At 46.2% G+C, this 13,899-nt stretch carries 12 protein-coding genes and 1 pseudogene; 6 read left to right on the top strand and 7 right to left on the bottom strand.

The features are described 5' to 3' along the window. The first annotated feature begins 58 nt into the window (after window positions 1-58). Entirely contained in the window at window positions 59-475 is a 417-nt protein-coding gene (locus QH73_RS13110; protein WP_039713422.1) for a DNA polymerase, read from the top strand. Window positions 476-496: 21 nt separating this feature from the next. On the opposite strand, the gene QH73_RS13105 is transcribed toward QH73_RS13110, so the two are convergent. After that, a complete protein-coding gene (locus tag QH73_RS13105) occupies window positions 497-1,327 on the bottom strand; it encodes a carbohydrate ABC transporter permease (RefSeq protein ID WP_039714497.1) in 831 nt (276 codons plus the stop codon). Between the two features lie 219 nt (window positions 1,328-1,546). On the opposite strand from QH73_RS13105, the gene QH73_RS13100 reads away from it, so the two are divergent. After that, window positions 1,547-2,803, top strand: coding sequence for an ABC transporter substrate-binding protein (locus QH73_RS13100; RefSeq protein ID WP_374189028.1), 1,257 nt, complete (start codon window positions 1,547-1,549; stop codon window positions 2,801-2,803). A gap of 171 nt (window positions 2,804-2,974) precedes the next feature. Next, the gene (locus QH73_RS13095; protein ID WP_236147002.1) at window positions 2,975-3,760 is read left to right on the top strand and encodes a DUF1028 domain-containing protein; all 786 of its coding nucleotides are present in this window, start codon (window positions 2,975-2,977) and stop codon (window positions 3,758-3,760) included. A gap of 49 nt (window positions 3,761-3,809) precedes the next feature. On the opposite strand, the gene carA is transcribed toward QH73_RS13095, so the two are convergent. The 4 genes and pseudogenes from carA to rsmH all read right to left on the bottom strand — a co-directional run bounded on the left by carA (window position 3,810) and on the right by rsmH (window position 9,293). Then, window positions 3,810-4,946 carry a glutamine-hydrolyzing carbamoyl-phosphate synthase small subunit gene (gene carA, locus QH73_RS13090; RefSeq protein WP_039713424.1) on the bottom strand — a complete coding sequence of 379 codons (1,137 nt, stop codon included), beginning with the start codon at window positions 4,944-4,946 and terminating at the stop codon, window positions 3,810-3,812. Window positions 4,947-5,064: 118 nt separating this feature from the next. Then, window positions 5,065-7,665 (bottom strand): annotated as a pseudogene (cphA, locus tag QH73_RS13085) (cyanophycin synthetase); the annotation flags it as partial. Window positions 7,666-7,805: 140 nt separating this feature from the next. Continuing rightward, entirely contained in the window at window positions 7,806-8,111 is a 306-nt protein-coding gene (locus QH73_RS13080) for a hypothetical protein (protein ID WP_039713426.1), read from the bottom strand. Window positions 8,112-8,339: 228 nt separating this feature from the next. Next, window positions 8,340-9,293 carry a 16S rRNA (cytosine(1402)-N(4))-methyltransferase RsmH gene (gene rsmH / locus QH73_RS13075; protein ID WP_052289748.1) on the bottom strand — a complete coding sequence of 318 codons (954 nt, stop codon included), beginning with the start codon at window positions 9,291-9,293 and terminating at the stop codon, window positions 8,340-8,342. Window positions 9,294-9,442: 149 nt separating this feature from the next. On the opposite strand from rsmH, the gene puuE reads away from it, so the two are divergent. Continuing rightward, entirely contained in the window at window positions 9,443-10,354 is a 912-nt protein-coding gene (gene puuE / locus QH73_RS13070; protein WP_039713427.1) for an allantoinase PuuE, read from the top strand. 245 nt (window positions 10,355-10,599) lie between these two features. Next, window positions 10,600-11,595, top strand: coding sequence for a ketol-acid reductoisomerase (ilvC, locus tag QH73_RS13065; RefSeq protein ID WP_039713428.1), 996 nt, complete (start codon window positions 10,600-10,602; stop codon window positions 11,593-11,595). Between the two features lie 92 nt (window positions 11,596-11,687). Here the strand turns inward: ilvC and QH73_RS28795 are convergent, their stop codons facing one another. Then, window positions 11,688-11,810 carry a hypothetical protein gene (locus QH73_RS28795; RefSeq protein ID WP_286194104.1) on the bottom strand — a complete coding sequence of 41 codons (123 nt, stop codon included), beginning with the start codon at window positions 11,808-11,810 and terminating at the stop codon, window positions 11,688-11,690. A 145-nt stretch (window positions 11,811-11,955) separates the two neighbouring features. Continuing rightward, window positions 11,956-12,813 (bottom strand): SDR family NAD(P)-dependent oxidoreductase, encoded by an 858-nt coding sequence (locus tag QH73_RS13060; RefSeq protein ID WP_039713429.1) that lies wholly within the window; start codon window positions 12,811-12,813, stop codon window positions 11,956-11,958. Between the two features lie 130 nt (window positions 12,814-12,943). On the opposite strand from QH73_RS13060, the gene QH73_RS13055 reads away from it, so the two are divergent. Next, window positions 12,944-13,858: a LysR substrate-binding domain-containing protein gene (locus QH73_RS13055; RefSeq protein WP_039713430.1), complete on the top strand. Its 915-nt coding sequence runs from the start codon at window positions 12,944-12,946 to the stop codon at window positions 13,856-13,858. Window positions 13,859-13,899 lie beyond the last annotated feature (41 nt).

Raw genomic sequence — 13,899 nt, 5'->3', positions numbered from 1 at the left:
AATCCACGTCCAAAACCCGCCCGTACAGGAGTCAGGATATTACCCATTACCCATTACCATGAGTCAACCTATTATCTGGATACACGGAGATTGCTTGAGTCCAAAAAATCCCGCACTGCAAGAATATCCCAATTCGCCTGCAATTTGGGTTTGGGATGAGGCTTTGATTGAGGAGTGGCAATTGAGTTTGAAACGGATTACTTTTATTTATGAATGCTTATTGGAATTACCTGTTGTGATTAGACGGGGTGATGTGGTAAAAGAAGTGTTAGCTTTTGCCAAAGAACAAAATGCTAATTTAGTGGTGACAGCGAATAGTCCTAGTCCCAGATTTGAAACAATCTGTGATGAAATTGAGCGATCGCTCAAACTAGAAGTTCTTGAAGTCGAGCCATTTTTTGAGTACGATGGCTATATCGATCTGAAACGATTCTCTCGCTATTGGAAAGTAGCAGAAAGATATGTTTATGAATGAGGGTGCGTTAATTAACGCACCCTACTTACTCCCCGTGAAAGTTACCCCTTGAATGAAATAACGGTTGAAAAAGGCATAAATTAACAATGCGGGTAAAGTGAATACCATAGACGCAGCCATTATGTAATTCCAATAACTAATGTATTGTCCCTTGAATGTATTCAAACCTAAAGGTAAAGTAAACATGTCTGAAGTGGAAATAATCATTAATGGCATCAAAAAGTTATTCCACGAACCTAAAAATATAAATATAGTTTGGGCTGCTAAAGCTGGTCTAGCTAAAGGTAAGACAATCTGAAAGAAAGTTTCTAAATGACCCAAACCATCTAAGGCAGCAGCTTCTTCTAATTCCTTGGGAAAGTTAACAAAGAACTGCCGCATCATAAAGATGAAAGTTGCATTAACAATATTCGGAACAATTAATCCCTGATATGAATTTAGCCAGCCTAAAGATTTGAGAATTAAAAAACTAGGGATCAGCGTGACTTGAGCTGGAACCATTAAAACTGCTAAGATACTGAAAAACAAGATCTGATTTCCCTTAAATGGAATACGCGCAAGGGCATAACCAGCCATTGAGTTGAATAAAAGATTGAGAATAGTGACAGTGCTAGCAACGATAACACTATTCAATAACCAACGACCAAATAACGGTTCTTCTAGGAAAATTTTTTGATAATTTTCTAAAGTGAAATTCTGCGGAATCAAGTTCAAACCACCAGCGATAATTTCATTTAAAGGTTTAAACGAAGCAGAAAGCGCCCAAGCAAAGGGTAAAAAAGTGGCGATCGCATAGATAATCAAAATCGCATATAAAATTGGAATAAAAGATATCTTTTTATCTGCCTTCATCTGCATCTCCTGTAACAAGGCTTGCACCTACATGCGCAATGAATTTCCTTGAATACATACTTCAAATATAACTTCAGGAATCCGTGTTTTTTTACGGTTGTCTACAGATCGCAATTCTAGATTAAAATTTTGACAATAAAACTTAAAGGTCAATTGAAAAAACTAGTGAAGTTGTTCAATCGCTACCTATTCAAAACTAAATTTCTTCTCCTCCTACTCGTGGTAACTCTAACTTTGGTGGGATGTCAGGTGACACCTAGCAATTCTGGATTCACAAAAATTACGCTGTGGCAAGGGGTAAATCCACCACCCAATCGCGATGTTTTGCAAACACTGGTAGACCGCTTCAATCGAGAACATTCTGACATTCAAGTAGAATCTTTGTATGTCGGGCAAGCAGAACAGCAATTACCGAAAATTTTGGCAGCAGTAGTAGGAAATGCACCGCCAGATTTACTGTGGTTTAATGCGACGCTAACCGGACAGTTGGTGGAACTCGATGCAATTCGTCCTCTAGACGATCTGCTGCAAACTTCTCCCGTAAAGGATGAAATCGATCCTAGCTTGTTTGCGACGATGGAGTATCAGGGGCATACTTGGTCTGTGCCGTTTGGGGTAAACAATGTAGGCGTGTTTTACCGTCCTAGTTTATTTGAAGCCGCAGGAATAACTGAATTACCGCAAACTTGGGAAGAGTTGCGTCAAGTCGCGCGTCAATTAACCATTGATAAAGACGGAGACAAGCGGTTCGACCAACACGGAATGTTTTTGCCGTTAGGAAAAGGGGAATTTAGCGTCTTTCTGTGGCTACCCTTTCTGTGGAGTGGTGGCGGCGAGTTGGCAAGTAACAATCCCCAACAACCAGCAGATGTAAACATAGCAGATGACAAGGGTGCGATCGCCTCATTGCAGTTGTGGCGCGATTTAGTCGATGATGGTTCTGTCGTCCTATCTTTACCAGAACGGGGATTTGAAATCGATGCTTTCTTAGCTGGAAAAGTAGCGATGCAATTGACTGGACCCTGGACGCTGGGACAGTTCCAAACCACAGGAATAGATTTTGGCGTGTTTCCAATTCCTCAAGGCGATCGCCAAGCAACTGCAATTGGTGGAGAAAACCTATTTGTCTTCAAGTCTACGCCGGAACGCGAACGCGCCGCACTCAAGTTTGCCGAGTATGTTGTCAGTGAAGGATTTCAAACTGATTGGGCAATTGGTACGGGATATTTACCCGTCAATATGAAGGCAAGGGAAAGCCAGAAATATCAAGATTTCATCAAAAAACAGCCTGCCGTAGAAGTATTTTTAGCACAAGCAAAATACGGGCGATCGCGTCCGATTTTTCCTGGTTACAGTCGCTTGTCAGAAAATTTAGGTAGGGCGTTAGAAGCCGTCTTACTAGGAAAAAACACCCCTACCGAGGCATTACAAGCAGCACAGCAAAGGTTGGATTTGATTTTTCGCAATAGTGACTAGTGGTTAGTAACTGGTGACTAGACATAAGAATTCAACCACTAGCCACTAGCCACCAGCCACTCTCAATTTCCTACAAATTGTTAAATTCAAAACAGTAAGCGATCGCGAATAAATGTTATCTGGGAATAACATTTATGTACGTGTCTTGACGATTCGGGCGCTCTGGAATTTATGACCTTCTCAATTGTGGCTTGGGATGCGGCAACGCAAATGACTGGGGTGGCAGTGGCAACTAAGCATCTGGCTGTAGGGGCGCTCGTACCTCATGCTAAGGCAACTGTAGGGGCGATCGCGACTCAAGGTCAAACTAACCCGCTATTAGGCATTTGTAGCCTGCAATTGCTAGAACATGGAGTTTCTGCTGAAGATACGTTACAGCTTTTGCTGCAAGACGATCTCAATTGCCACCAGCGTCAGCTACATTTGGTAGATCGTCACGGTCATACAGCAGCTTGGACGGGTGAAGACTGCGTTGGTTGGGCGGGACACTTGACATATCCCTACTTTTCTGTTGCCGGAAATATGCTGGTAGGCGAACAGGTTTTGGTAGCGATGGCAGATGCCTATCAAGCCAAGGGGGGAATGGAGTTTTGCGATCGCCTGTTACATGCTTTGGAGGCTGGCGAGGTGGCTGGGGGAGATAAGCGAGGACGGCAATCGGCGGCGCTGTATGCAGTGCATCGAGATGTTTATCCGTATCTGGATTTGCGTGTCGATCGCCATGAGAATCCGTTGGTGGAACTGCGGTGTCTATTTGAAGAATCGCGTCAAGATTATTATCAGTCGTTTCGGCAATCTATGCCTCCCCAGTGTCCTCGGACTATGGTGAGTGCGATCGCTAAGTATTTAGCTACTCCGATTAGGGAGCAGGGAGCAGGGAGCAAGGAGCAGGGGAAGAGAGCTGAGAGAGCTGAGGGAGCTGAAGGGCTGAGGGAGCAACTCAAAATTCACACATGAATTCCGAATTCCGAATTCCGAATTCCGAATTCTCCCTACACCCTATTTCTCACACCCCTACAGTGCGTGACTGACGCATGGATTCGACGAACTTGGCAAATAAGTAATCTGCATCGTGGGGACCAGGGCTAGCTTCGGGGTGGTATTGGACTGAGAATAGGGGTAGAGATTTGTGCCGCAACCCGGCGACGGTGCGATCGTTGAGGTTGAGATGAGTAATTTCGACATCTGCGGGAATGGAATCCGCATCAATCGCAAAGCCGTGATTTTGACTGGTAATTTCGACTTGCCTTTGTAAGCCAGCAGGTTGATTCAAACCGCGATGACCGAATTTTAGCTTGAAGGTTTCTGCCCCTAGCGCCCGACCTAGTATTTGATGTCCCATGCAAATACCAAATATTGGTTTTTGGGCTGAAATGAGGGCTTTTGTCGTTTCAAATCCTTCGGCAACGGCAGCGGGGTCACCAGGACCATTAGAAAGAAAGATGCCGTCGGGATTGTATTTCAGAATTTCTTCTGGTGGCGTATTAGCAGGAACGACAATGACGCGACAGCCATAACTCGCTAGTCGCCGCAGAATATTGCGTTTGATGCCAAAGTCAATGGCAACAACGGTGAGAGTTTCCCTATTTGGGGCTACTGGTTTAAATTCCCATACAGAATCAGTAGTTCCAGCCCACTCATAAGCCGTGGGTGTAGTAACTTCACTGACCAAATTCAATCCTGCCATACTGGGGGCAGCGAGGACGAGTTGCAATAATTCTGCTTCGTCGAGAATTTCTGTAGAAATAGCGCCATTCATCGAGCCGACTTCGCGAATCTTGCGGACTAAGGCGCGGGTATCGATGCCGTATATACCAGGAATATTGTGCTGTTTGAGATAGTCCGGCAAACTGCCAGTAGAGCGCCAATTGCTAGGACGGTGACAGATATTTTTGGCGATCGCACCTTTCACTTGGGGGCGATCGGATTCTTCGTCTTCAGAATTTACGCCCGTATTTCCCAATTCTGGGTAGGTAAACGTGACAATTTGACCGCGATAACTGGGGTCAGTTAAGACTTCTTGATACCCAGTCATGCCAGTGTTAAATACGACTTCGCCAACGGTAGTACCAGTAGCACCAAAAGACAAACCATGATAAGCAGTACCATCGGCAAGAACGAGAAGGGCGGGTTGAGGGGTCATAACTAGGAGTTGTTGGTTGACGGTTGACGGTAAACGCTGCGCTACACTTCGTGAAGACGGTTAACCGATAACTGATAACTGCTAACTGATAACTGATAACTGTTAACTGTTAACTGATTCGAGATTCAATCAAACGAATAGCACGACTGACGCTTTCGGGGAGGACGACTACTAAACTACCACGGGAAGCCATGTCAAGGGCGGTGTTAATGGCTCTTGTCTCTTCCAAGATGGATTCGTAGTGGCAGTTGGAATCGGCTTGGCGGATGCCTTTTTCGATTAAGTCTGCGGCATCGCCACGGGGACGACCGCGCGTATCGTCGTCTTCTTTGACGATAATAAAATCAAACATTTCAGCGGCGAGTTTGCCCAAGGTAATGAAGTCTTCGTCGCGGCGATCGCCAGGTCCACCAACTACACCGATCCGTTCTCCTTGCCAGTTGCGGACAAAGCTACCCAATGCCTCGTAACTATGGGGATTGTGGGCGTAGTCAACTAATGCGTGATAATCGCCTAACTCAAATAAATTCATCCTACCTGGGGTTTGGCTGGCAGATGGTTGAAATGTCTGCAATCCAGCTTTAATCTGTCCCAAGGGGATTCTTTGGGTAAATGCTGCCAAACTCGCGGCTAAGGCATTGGCGATCGCAAAGTTGGCGCGTCCGCCCATCGTTAGCGGTACGTTGACTGCTTGTTCGAGTCGTAGTTTGATTTCTCCTTGCAATATTGACAGATAACCGTCTTCATGCACTGCTGCTAAGCCGCCGTGTCGAGTATGTTCTCGCACGATGGGATTATTTGGGTTGAGGGAAAAGTAGGCTATTTGAGCTTTCACCCGTTTTGCCATTGCCGCGACTAAAGGATCGTCAGCGTTGAGAATAACAAAGCCGTGGGGCGACACTGTTTCTGCAACGACACTCTTGAGGTGAGCTAGTTGCTCGACTGTATTAATGTCGCCAATTCCTAAATGATCGGCAGCTACGTTCAAAATAATTCCGACATCGCAGGCATCAAATCCCAACCCAGAGCGCAAAATTCCGCCCCGTGCTGCTTCTAATACAGCCACGTCTACCGTGGGGTCTTGCAGAATTAACTGGGCGCTTTGAGGACCTGTATTATCGCCTCGATCGACTAAACAATCGCCGATATACGTACCATCGGTGGTAGTGTAGCCGACAGTTTTACCAGTTTGCTTGACGATGTGGGCAAGTAAGCGCGTGGTTGTGGTTTTACCATTGGTTCCGGTAACGGCGAGGATGGGAATGCGGCTTGATTTACCTGGGGGAAACAGCATATTGACGACTGCTCCCGCGACATCGCGAGGCTTCCCTTGGCTGGGATGGGTATGCATCCGAAAACCAGGCGCGGCATTCACTTCTACCACTACGCCACCCACTTCTCGCAAAGGACGACTGATATCTGGGGTAACAATATCGATTCCGGCAATATCTAGACCAATAATTTTTGCTACCCGTTGCGCTAGCCAAATGTTTTCCGGGTGAATTTCATCAGTGCGATCGCAAGCAATACCACCAGTGCTGAGGTTTGCTGTGGCTCGTAGATAGCAAATTTCATCTCGGTCTAGAATACTATTTAAGCTGTAGCCTTGTTGTGCTAAGAGGCGATCGCTATTGCGATCGAGCTGAATGCGGGTGAGGATATTATCGTGTCCGTCGCCGCGATCGGGGTCTTGATTGATAATTTCGATTAATTCCTCAATCGTACTCCTACCATCTCCCACAACATGAGCGGGAATGCGTTCGGCAACTGCAACCACTTTACCATCAACTACAACTACGCGATGGTCGCGCCCTTGATAGTAGCGCTCGATAATAATGGAGCGAGAAACTGCTTTGGCTGCATCATAGGCGGCTTCTGCAGCTTCCCAAGTTTGAATGTTAAGGGTGATGCCTCTACCGTGGTTGCCGTCTAGCGGTTTGATAACAATAGGATAACCGCCTACAGAGGCGATCGCATCTTCTAGTTCGTCAAAATAGTTAATCACCGTACCTCTGGGAACGGGTACGCCAGCATTACTGAGAATGTATTTGGTAGCTTCTTTATCAGAGGCAAGTTCGACTCCTAAAATCCCCGTGTTACCGCTTAAAGTTGCCTGTATCCGTTTTTGCCGTTTGCCATAGCCGAGTTGAATTAAATAACGCGCCCCGAGTTGCATCCAAGGGATATCTCGCGCCTCTGCTGCTTGAATAATTGCTTCTGTACTGGGACCCAAAGCCGCATCTTGGTGAAGTGCTTTGAGATCTTGAAGATCTTGCTCTAGTTCCGATTTGGGATAGTATCCCGTGTCAACAATACTTTGACACAGCCTTACAGCGGCACGGGCTACATAGCGTCCGGCTTGTTCGTTCTCGTACTCAAATACAACGTGATAAACCCCAGGAGTAGCCGTCTCGCGGGTGCGTCCGAAGCCTGCTGGCATTCCTGCTAGTTCTTGAAGTTCTAGGGCTACGTGTTCGACTACATGACCCATCATCGTGCCTTCTCGTAGCCGCATTAGGAAGCCGCCGCGACACCCAGGAGAACAGAAATGTCCCTCTAAGCTGGGTAGTGCTTCAACTAACCCCTTGTAAAAACCTGGAATTTCATTAGATGGTTTTTCTGCCAATTCTTGCAAGTCTAGCTGCATAGCAACTAGTTGATGGCGGCGAATGCTCCAATAGTTTGGACCCCGCAATGTTTGAACTTTGAGAATTCTCATCCTAATTCATTCCTCTTGGGCAATTTGTAGTTATTGGGAAGTGAGTAGTTATCAGTGACCAACAATCGGTGGTTAGTCATAACTTCTGTCTTTTGTCGCCTGTCTCCTCGATTTTGACTTGTGACTTTTAACTTTTGGCTTTATTCTTCTTGCAGCCAACAATTTTCTAAAAAATCTATGCAATCTCGTTCCCAACAGCGTTCTACTTGATACATCCAATAAAAATTCCAGTGATTTTCAATTAAAAAAAAGTCCCAGCGATCGTATAAATAGTCTTCTAATTGCTGGCTTATATCTTGTAGCCAACATTTTTCTAAAAGCTCGATCTGGTACGTATACCAAAAAGCAGTAGGGCTGAGAATAACTTTATCTAGAGAACCAAAAAATAGTTGTTTGAGATATAAACGAAGCGGAAATTTAGTTTTATGTTTCCAGCCTGAATCCATATGACTTGTTTTCCTCTGTGTGCGATCGCGAAATTTGAATATCCCTCATCAAACCTGCATTTTGTAGCTCTTGACTCCAATTAGTTTAGAGCTTAGGCAAAAGATGTGAAGGATTTGTGAACGATCGCCTTGGAAGTAAGTCGTAAGTCGTAAGTCGTAAGTCGTAAGTCGTAAGTCAAAAACCTCTCGCCTTTCACCAACAACCGTCAACTGTCAACCAACTAGCCATTACCCATTACTATCTCTTCTTGTTGCTATTCGTAACTTAGCTGAGCGAGAGCGAGGATTTTGGGCTAGTTCATCTGTTTGAGCAATGAGTGGTTTTTTAGTAATAATTTGTAATAGCTCGGACGCTCGGAAGGCGTTTTTGACAATCCGATCTTCTAAACTGTGAAAACTAATCACGATAATACTTCCCCCGGGTTTGAGCCAAGTTGGTGCTAGTTGCAGGAAATTTTCCAGGGAGGTTAGTTCGTCATTTATAGCAATTCGCAATGCTTGAAACACGCGGGTAGCAGGGTGGATCGATTTTTGGCGCGTCTGAGAACGCGATTTTCCATGACGATATGCACCAGGAACAGCAGAGGCGATCGCCGCAGCTAGTTCTGTCGTCGTATGAAACGGGCGTTTTTCCACGATCCGCCGCGCAATCCGGCGCGAAAATCTTTCCTCGCCGTAATGAAAGAAAATATCTGCTAGTTTTTTTTCATCCCAGGTGTTAATCGCTTCCGCCGCTGTCAGCGATTGGCGATCGTCCATACGCATATCTAGGGGTGCGTCATGGCGAAAACTAAAACCTCTTGCCGCTGTATCAAATTGGTATGAACTTACACCTAAATCGGCGATAATACCGTCAAAAGTTGTGTCTTGAGGGCTGTAAGTCGCAAAATTACTGCGTAAAAATTGTACTCGATCGCCAAATTCTGCTAGTTGAGTTTGGGCTGCGGCGATCGCGGCTGCATCGCGATCGAGTGCTGTTAGCTTCACATCTGGCGCAGCTTGCAAAATTAGCCTACTATGACCCCCACCTCCAACGGTAGCATCTAAATAGTGTCCCCCCGCTCGCACCGCCAAACCAGCGATTAACTCTCGGCTCAATACAGGAACGTGGCTGAATGTAGCTGGTTCTGGGATTTCTGATTCTAGTGCATCTGATTCTAGCGGTGTGGGGGTAACATTCATTTGGAGGTAGTTTGTTTAGTATTTTTTGGTTTGGTGTAAATCATTGCTCCCTCTATTTTGCCGATTTTTTTCTCTAGGTCGCGAGTACTATCGTTGACAATAACGCCGATCGCTGCCGCTGAAATTTCTCGTATAAGTACACAGACACAATGCCTACATCATATCCCCGCGATTTAATCGGTTACGGTCGTACCCCTCCCGATCCCAAATGGCAAGGACAAGCTCGCGTCGCGGTTCAATTTGTCATTAACTATGAAGAAGGTGGAGAGAACTGCATCTTACATGGAGATATGGCTTCTGAAGCCTTTTTGTCAGAAATTATCGGCGCAGAACCTTTAGCAGGGGCGCGGCACATGAATATTGAGTCGATGTATGAATATGGCAGTCGGGCGGGGTTTTGGCGGCTGTATCGGCTGTTTACGCAAAGAAGGATTCCCGTTACGGTGTATGGGGTAGCGATGGCGTTAGAACGTAACCCCGAAGCAGTAGCCGCCATGCAGGAAGCAAATTGGGAAATTGCCAGCCACGGCTATCGCTGGATTGACTATAAATATTTTGGTGAGGATTTAGAACGAGAACATTTACAAAAAGCGATCGCCATTCATACCCAAGCGACGGGAAGCCGTCCCCTCGGCTGGTATACGGGACGAAATAGCCCGCATACGCGCAAGTTGGTAGTAGAAGAAGGCGGGTTTCTCTACGACTCCGACAGCTACGCCGACGATCTGCCTTACTGGGTGCATGACTACGGTAAACTCCATCTCGTTATTCCCTATACCTTAGACAACAACGACATGCGTTTTGCGACGGCGCAAGGATTTAATTCAGGCGATCAATTCTTTGCCTATCTGCGCGATGCTTTTGATGTTTTGTACGCCGAGGGAGAAACAGCCCCCAAAATGATGAGTATTGGGTTGCATTGTCGCCTTGTCGGTAGACCTGGTAGGGCTGCGGCTTTAGCACGTTTTCTCGATTATATTCAGCAACGCGATCGCGTTTGGCTCTGTCGTCGCATCGACATTGCCCGTCACTGGCACGAACATCATCAACCAAAAAGTTAAAAGTTAAAAATCAAGCATTCGTAGGGGCGGGTTCACTCGAAATCTCTGTCGCAGTCACAGTCGCTTGGTGAACCCGCCCGTACAAAAGTCAAAAGTCAAAAAGTTTTAGGTACGCGACGAGCCGAAGCAGTTTTCTCTAACCGTTGATTATTACCAATTACCAATTATCAATTACCAATTACCCAATTTCAGGTATTATAGAAAGTTTGCAGACTTAAGATGCTTGCCCCCAAGGAGTTACTTTTATGGCTCGGATGTACTATGACACAGATGCCAATTTAGATTTATTAGCGCAAAAAACAGTTGCAATCATCGGCTACGGCTCTCAAGGTCACGCCCACGCCCTCAATCTCAAAGATAGTGGTATAAATGTCATAGTCGGGCTATATCCTGGTAGCAAGTCAGCAGAAAAAGCAAAAGCTGCGGGCTTAACAGTATATCCCGTGTCTGAGGCAGCACAAAAAGCAGACTTAATTATGATTCTGCTGCCGGATGAAGTGCAAAAAAGCGTCTACCAACAAGAAATTGCACCGCATTTGAAAGAAGGTAAAGTCTTAGCTTTTGCCCACGGATTTAACATTCATTTCGCTCAAGTCGTGCCTCCGGCTGATGTCGATGTCGTCATGGTTGCACCGAAGGGACCAGGGCATTTGGTGCGGCGGACATACGAACAAGGGCAAGGCGTACCCTGCTTGTTTGCCGTGTATCAAGATGCTAGCGGACAAGCCCGCGATCGCGCTATGGCTTATGCTAAAGGTATTGGTGGGACTCGCGCTGGGATTCTCGAAACCACATTTAGAGAAGAGACAGAAACCGATTTATTTGGCGAACAAGCAGTATTGTGCGGCGGTTTGAGTGCATTAATTAAAGCAGGTTTTGAAACTTTAGTTGATGCTGGTTATCAACCGGAATTGGCATATTTTGAATGTCTGCATGAAGTCAAGTTAATTGTTGACTTGATTGTTGAAGGTGGTTTGGCAAAAATGCGCGATAGTATTTCCAACACTGCTGAATATGGCGATTATACTCGCGGTCCCCGGATTGTCACCGACCAGACGAAAGCAGAAATGAAGAAAGTGCTGCAAGAAATTCAATCCGGTCAATTTGCGCGGGAATTCGTCTTAGAAAACCAAGCTGGTAAACCTGGATTTACTGCCACGCGCCGTCAAGAAGCAGAACATCCAATTGAAGAAGTTGGCAAAGATTTACGCGCCATGTTCAGCTGGATGAAGCAAGATTAAAGCCATTCTTAGCCCCCCTTTTTAAGGGGGGTTGGGGGGATCTCTTCTGCCGCAGTCGAAAAGTAAAATGGTATTAGGGGATATGTTGATGTTTAGACTCTGAATTCCTCTAAATCTGTACTCCAATCCACCGCATGAATTGCCTCTCTCACTGAGTTAATATCATCAGGTGACACGCGCCTTACATGAATGCTACCCGTGCTGGAATCGGTCATTACGGGATATATTCAACGTAGTGAGGTTGTCTTCAATAAAGGTTTGTTGGAAAAGTATTTACCAAACCTTCAATACTTGTTGTAGGCTGCCACCAATAATCTCGATTGTTTCCCTACAAACCATCTCGAAGTACAAACCCTGTCCTTAAAACGCAACATCCGCAGCAATCTCCTGCCAGCGAGTCGCTAAATCCTCCGCAGTAGAACTTTCAACAGCGGCAAGGTTGAATGGATAGTTCACGTTGTCTCGCTCGCTCCAGCGCACGGCTGTGAATTGACCATTGCTTGCCCTTAAGATAAATCCAGACTCTCGACATTCACCAGAAGCGAGATATAAAACCCCTGGAGCTACTTGCTCTGGTCGTAAATCTTCTGGTTCATCCTGGACATTCCACATCCGCGTTTTGGCAACTGGCGAAATCGCATTAACGAGAATTCCATGCTCTTTGCCTTCAACCGCCAGCACGTTCATCAGACCAATCTGTGCCATTTTTCCCATCGCGTAAGCTGCAAGACCGCCCAGAGCATATTGCTGATAAATCGCTCTATCCGAAGTCGTCAACACAATCCGTCCATAGTGTTGTTGCTTCATCCTGGGAAAGGCAGCTTGAGACAACCACGTTGGTGCTTCTATGTTGATGTTGATGGCGCGTTCTAGAAAATCAGGTTTCAGGTCTTGTACAGTCTGATAAGCAACCCATCCAGCATTGTGGATCAAGATATCGAGGCGATCGAACTTTTCTAGTGTCATTTCTACCAGGCTGCGGCAGTTGTCTCGACTATCCAGGAGTAATCGAGACGCGATCGCCACTCCACCAGAAACGCAAATTTGATTGGCGATATCAACCGCCACATTGGGATCGAAGCCAGTCCCCTCTTTGTTAACGCCTGCATCGTGGATAACAACTCGCGCCCCTCTTTCTGCCAACAAACGAGCATAGGCTGCTCCTAAACCGCGTCCACTGCCTGTAATAATGGCTACTCGCTCGTCAAGTCGAATCACTGAACTTTCTCCTGACTTAAATTCTGCTTTTTAGGATGAGACGCGCCTCATATTTCTTACGATATTGAACAGCCTTGTGACTGTCCAATATATATTTGACTAAGATTAATAGGTTAGACATATAAGTGTGATGGAATTACGGCATCTGCACTACTTCATCGCGGTGGCTGAAGAACTACACTTTAGTCGAGCGGCGGAGCGGTTGCACATTTCCCAACCTCCGCTCAGTCAGCAGATTCGCGGTTTGGAAGACGAACTCGGAGTCAAGCTGTTTGAGAGAACGAAGCGGCAAGTGCAGTTAACTGAAGCAGGCAAAGTGTTGTTAGAGCGCTCTTATCTGGTGTTAGCGCAACTTCAACAGGCGATCGAAGAGACACAACGGATCGGGCGGGGTGAGGTTGGACGGTTGGCGATCGGCTTTGTTGACACTGCAATGTATACGTTACTACCAGAGATTTTAAGGGTCTTTCGAGAACAGTTTCCGGCTGTAGAACTGCGATTGCAGGAACTGACGACTGCTCAACAGATTCAAGCGCTGCATCACAAACAGGTTGATATTGGCATTGTTCGTTCTGCCATCAGCGAACCAGGTTTGAGTGTGGAGTGCTTTTTGCCAGAATCATTGGTCTTGGCGTTGCCACAAACCCATCCGTTGTCTGCCCAGACTCAATTGTCTCTCTCCACATTGGCTTCGGAATCATTTATCCTATTTCCTGCCAAAATGGGACCCGTCTTTTACGAGCAGATTATTAACATTTGTCAACAAGCTGGATTTCGTCCGCAAGTGGCTCAAGAGGCAGTTCAGATGCAAACGATCGTCGGCTTAGTTGCAGCAGGACTGGGCATTGCGATCGTGCCCGCCTCCTTGCAAAACTTCCACAGAAGCGGAGTCATTTACAAACCCTTGCAGGAACAGATCCCTAAAACCGGACTTTATCTGGCTTGGCGGCAGCATGATTCCTCTCCAGCAGTAAGAGCATTTCTGGGCTTGGCACAGAAGATGACGCAATGGGAGTCAAATCGTGATGATACGCGAGGCAGTTAGAGAGCGATCGCCTCACCTAATAGCCTCCAAGTACTGTCGGG

Origin of the sequence: Scytonema millei VB511283 (assembly GCF_000817735.3) — a bacterium.
In the GTDB taxonomy this organism is placed as follows: domain Bacteria; phylum Cyanobacteriota; class Cyanobacteriia; order Cyanobacteriales; family Chroococcidiopsidaceae; genus Chroococcidiopsis; species Chroococcidiopsis millei_B.
The sequence above is the reverse complement of the archived record's forward strand: the minus strand, read 5'-3'. Positions and strand labels throughout refer to the sequence as shown.

Bases quoted from the DNA above. Each gene is read 5' to 3' on its own strand.
- QH73_RS13110 (WP_039713422.1), top strand. From the start codon at position 59: ATGAGTCAACCTATTATCTGGATACACGGAGATTGCTTGAGTCCAAAA.
- QH73_RS13105 (WP_039714497.1), bottom strand. From the start codon at position 1,327: ATGAAGGCAGATAAAAAGATATCTTTTATTCCAATTTTATATGCGATT.
- QH73_RS13095 (WP_236147002.1), top strand. From the start codon at position 2,975: ATGACCTTCTCAATTGTGGCTTGGGATGCGGCAACGCAAATGACTGGG.
- carA (WP_039713424.1), bottom strand. From the start codon at position 4,946: ATGACCCCTCAACCCGCCCTTCTCGTTCTTGCCGATGGTACTGCTTAT.
- QH73_RS13080 (WP_039713426.1), bottom strand. From the start codon at position 8,111: ATGGATTCAGGCTGGAAACATAAAACTAAATTTCCGCTTCGTTTATAT.
- rsmH (WP_052289748.1), bottom strand. From the start codon at position 9,293: ATGAATGTTACCCCCACACCGCTAGAATCAGATGCACTAGAATCAGAA.
- puuE (WP_039713427.1), top strand. From the start codon at position 9,443: ATGCCTACATCATATCCCCGCGATTTAATCGGTTACGGTCGTACCCCT.
- ilvC (WP_039713428.1), top strand. From the start codon at position 10,600: ATGGCTCGGATGTACTATGACACAGATGCCAATTTAGATTTATTAGCG.
- QH73_RS28795 (WP_286194104.1), bottom strand. From the start codon at position 11,810: ATGACCGATTCCAGCACGGGTAGCATTCATGTAAGGCGCGTGTCACCT.
- QH73_RS13055 (WP_039713430.1), top strand. From the start codon at position 12,944: ATGGAATTACGGCATCTGCACTACTTCATCGCGGTGGCTGAAGAACTA.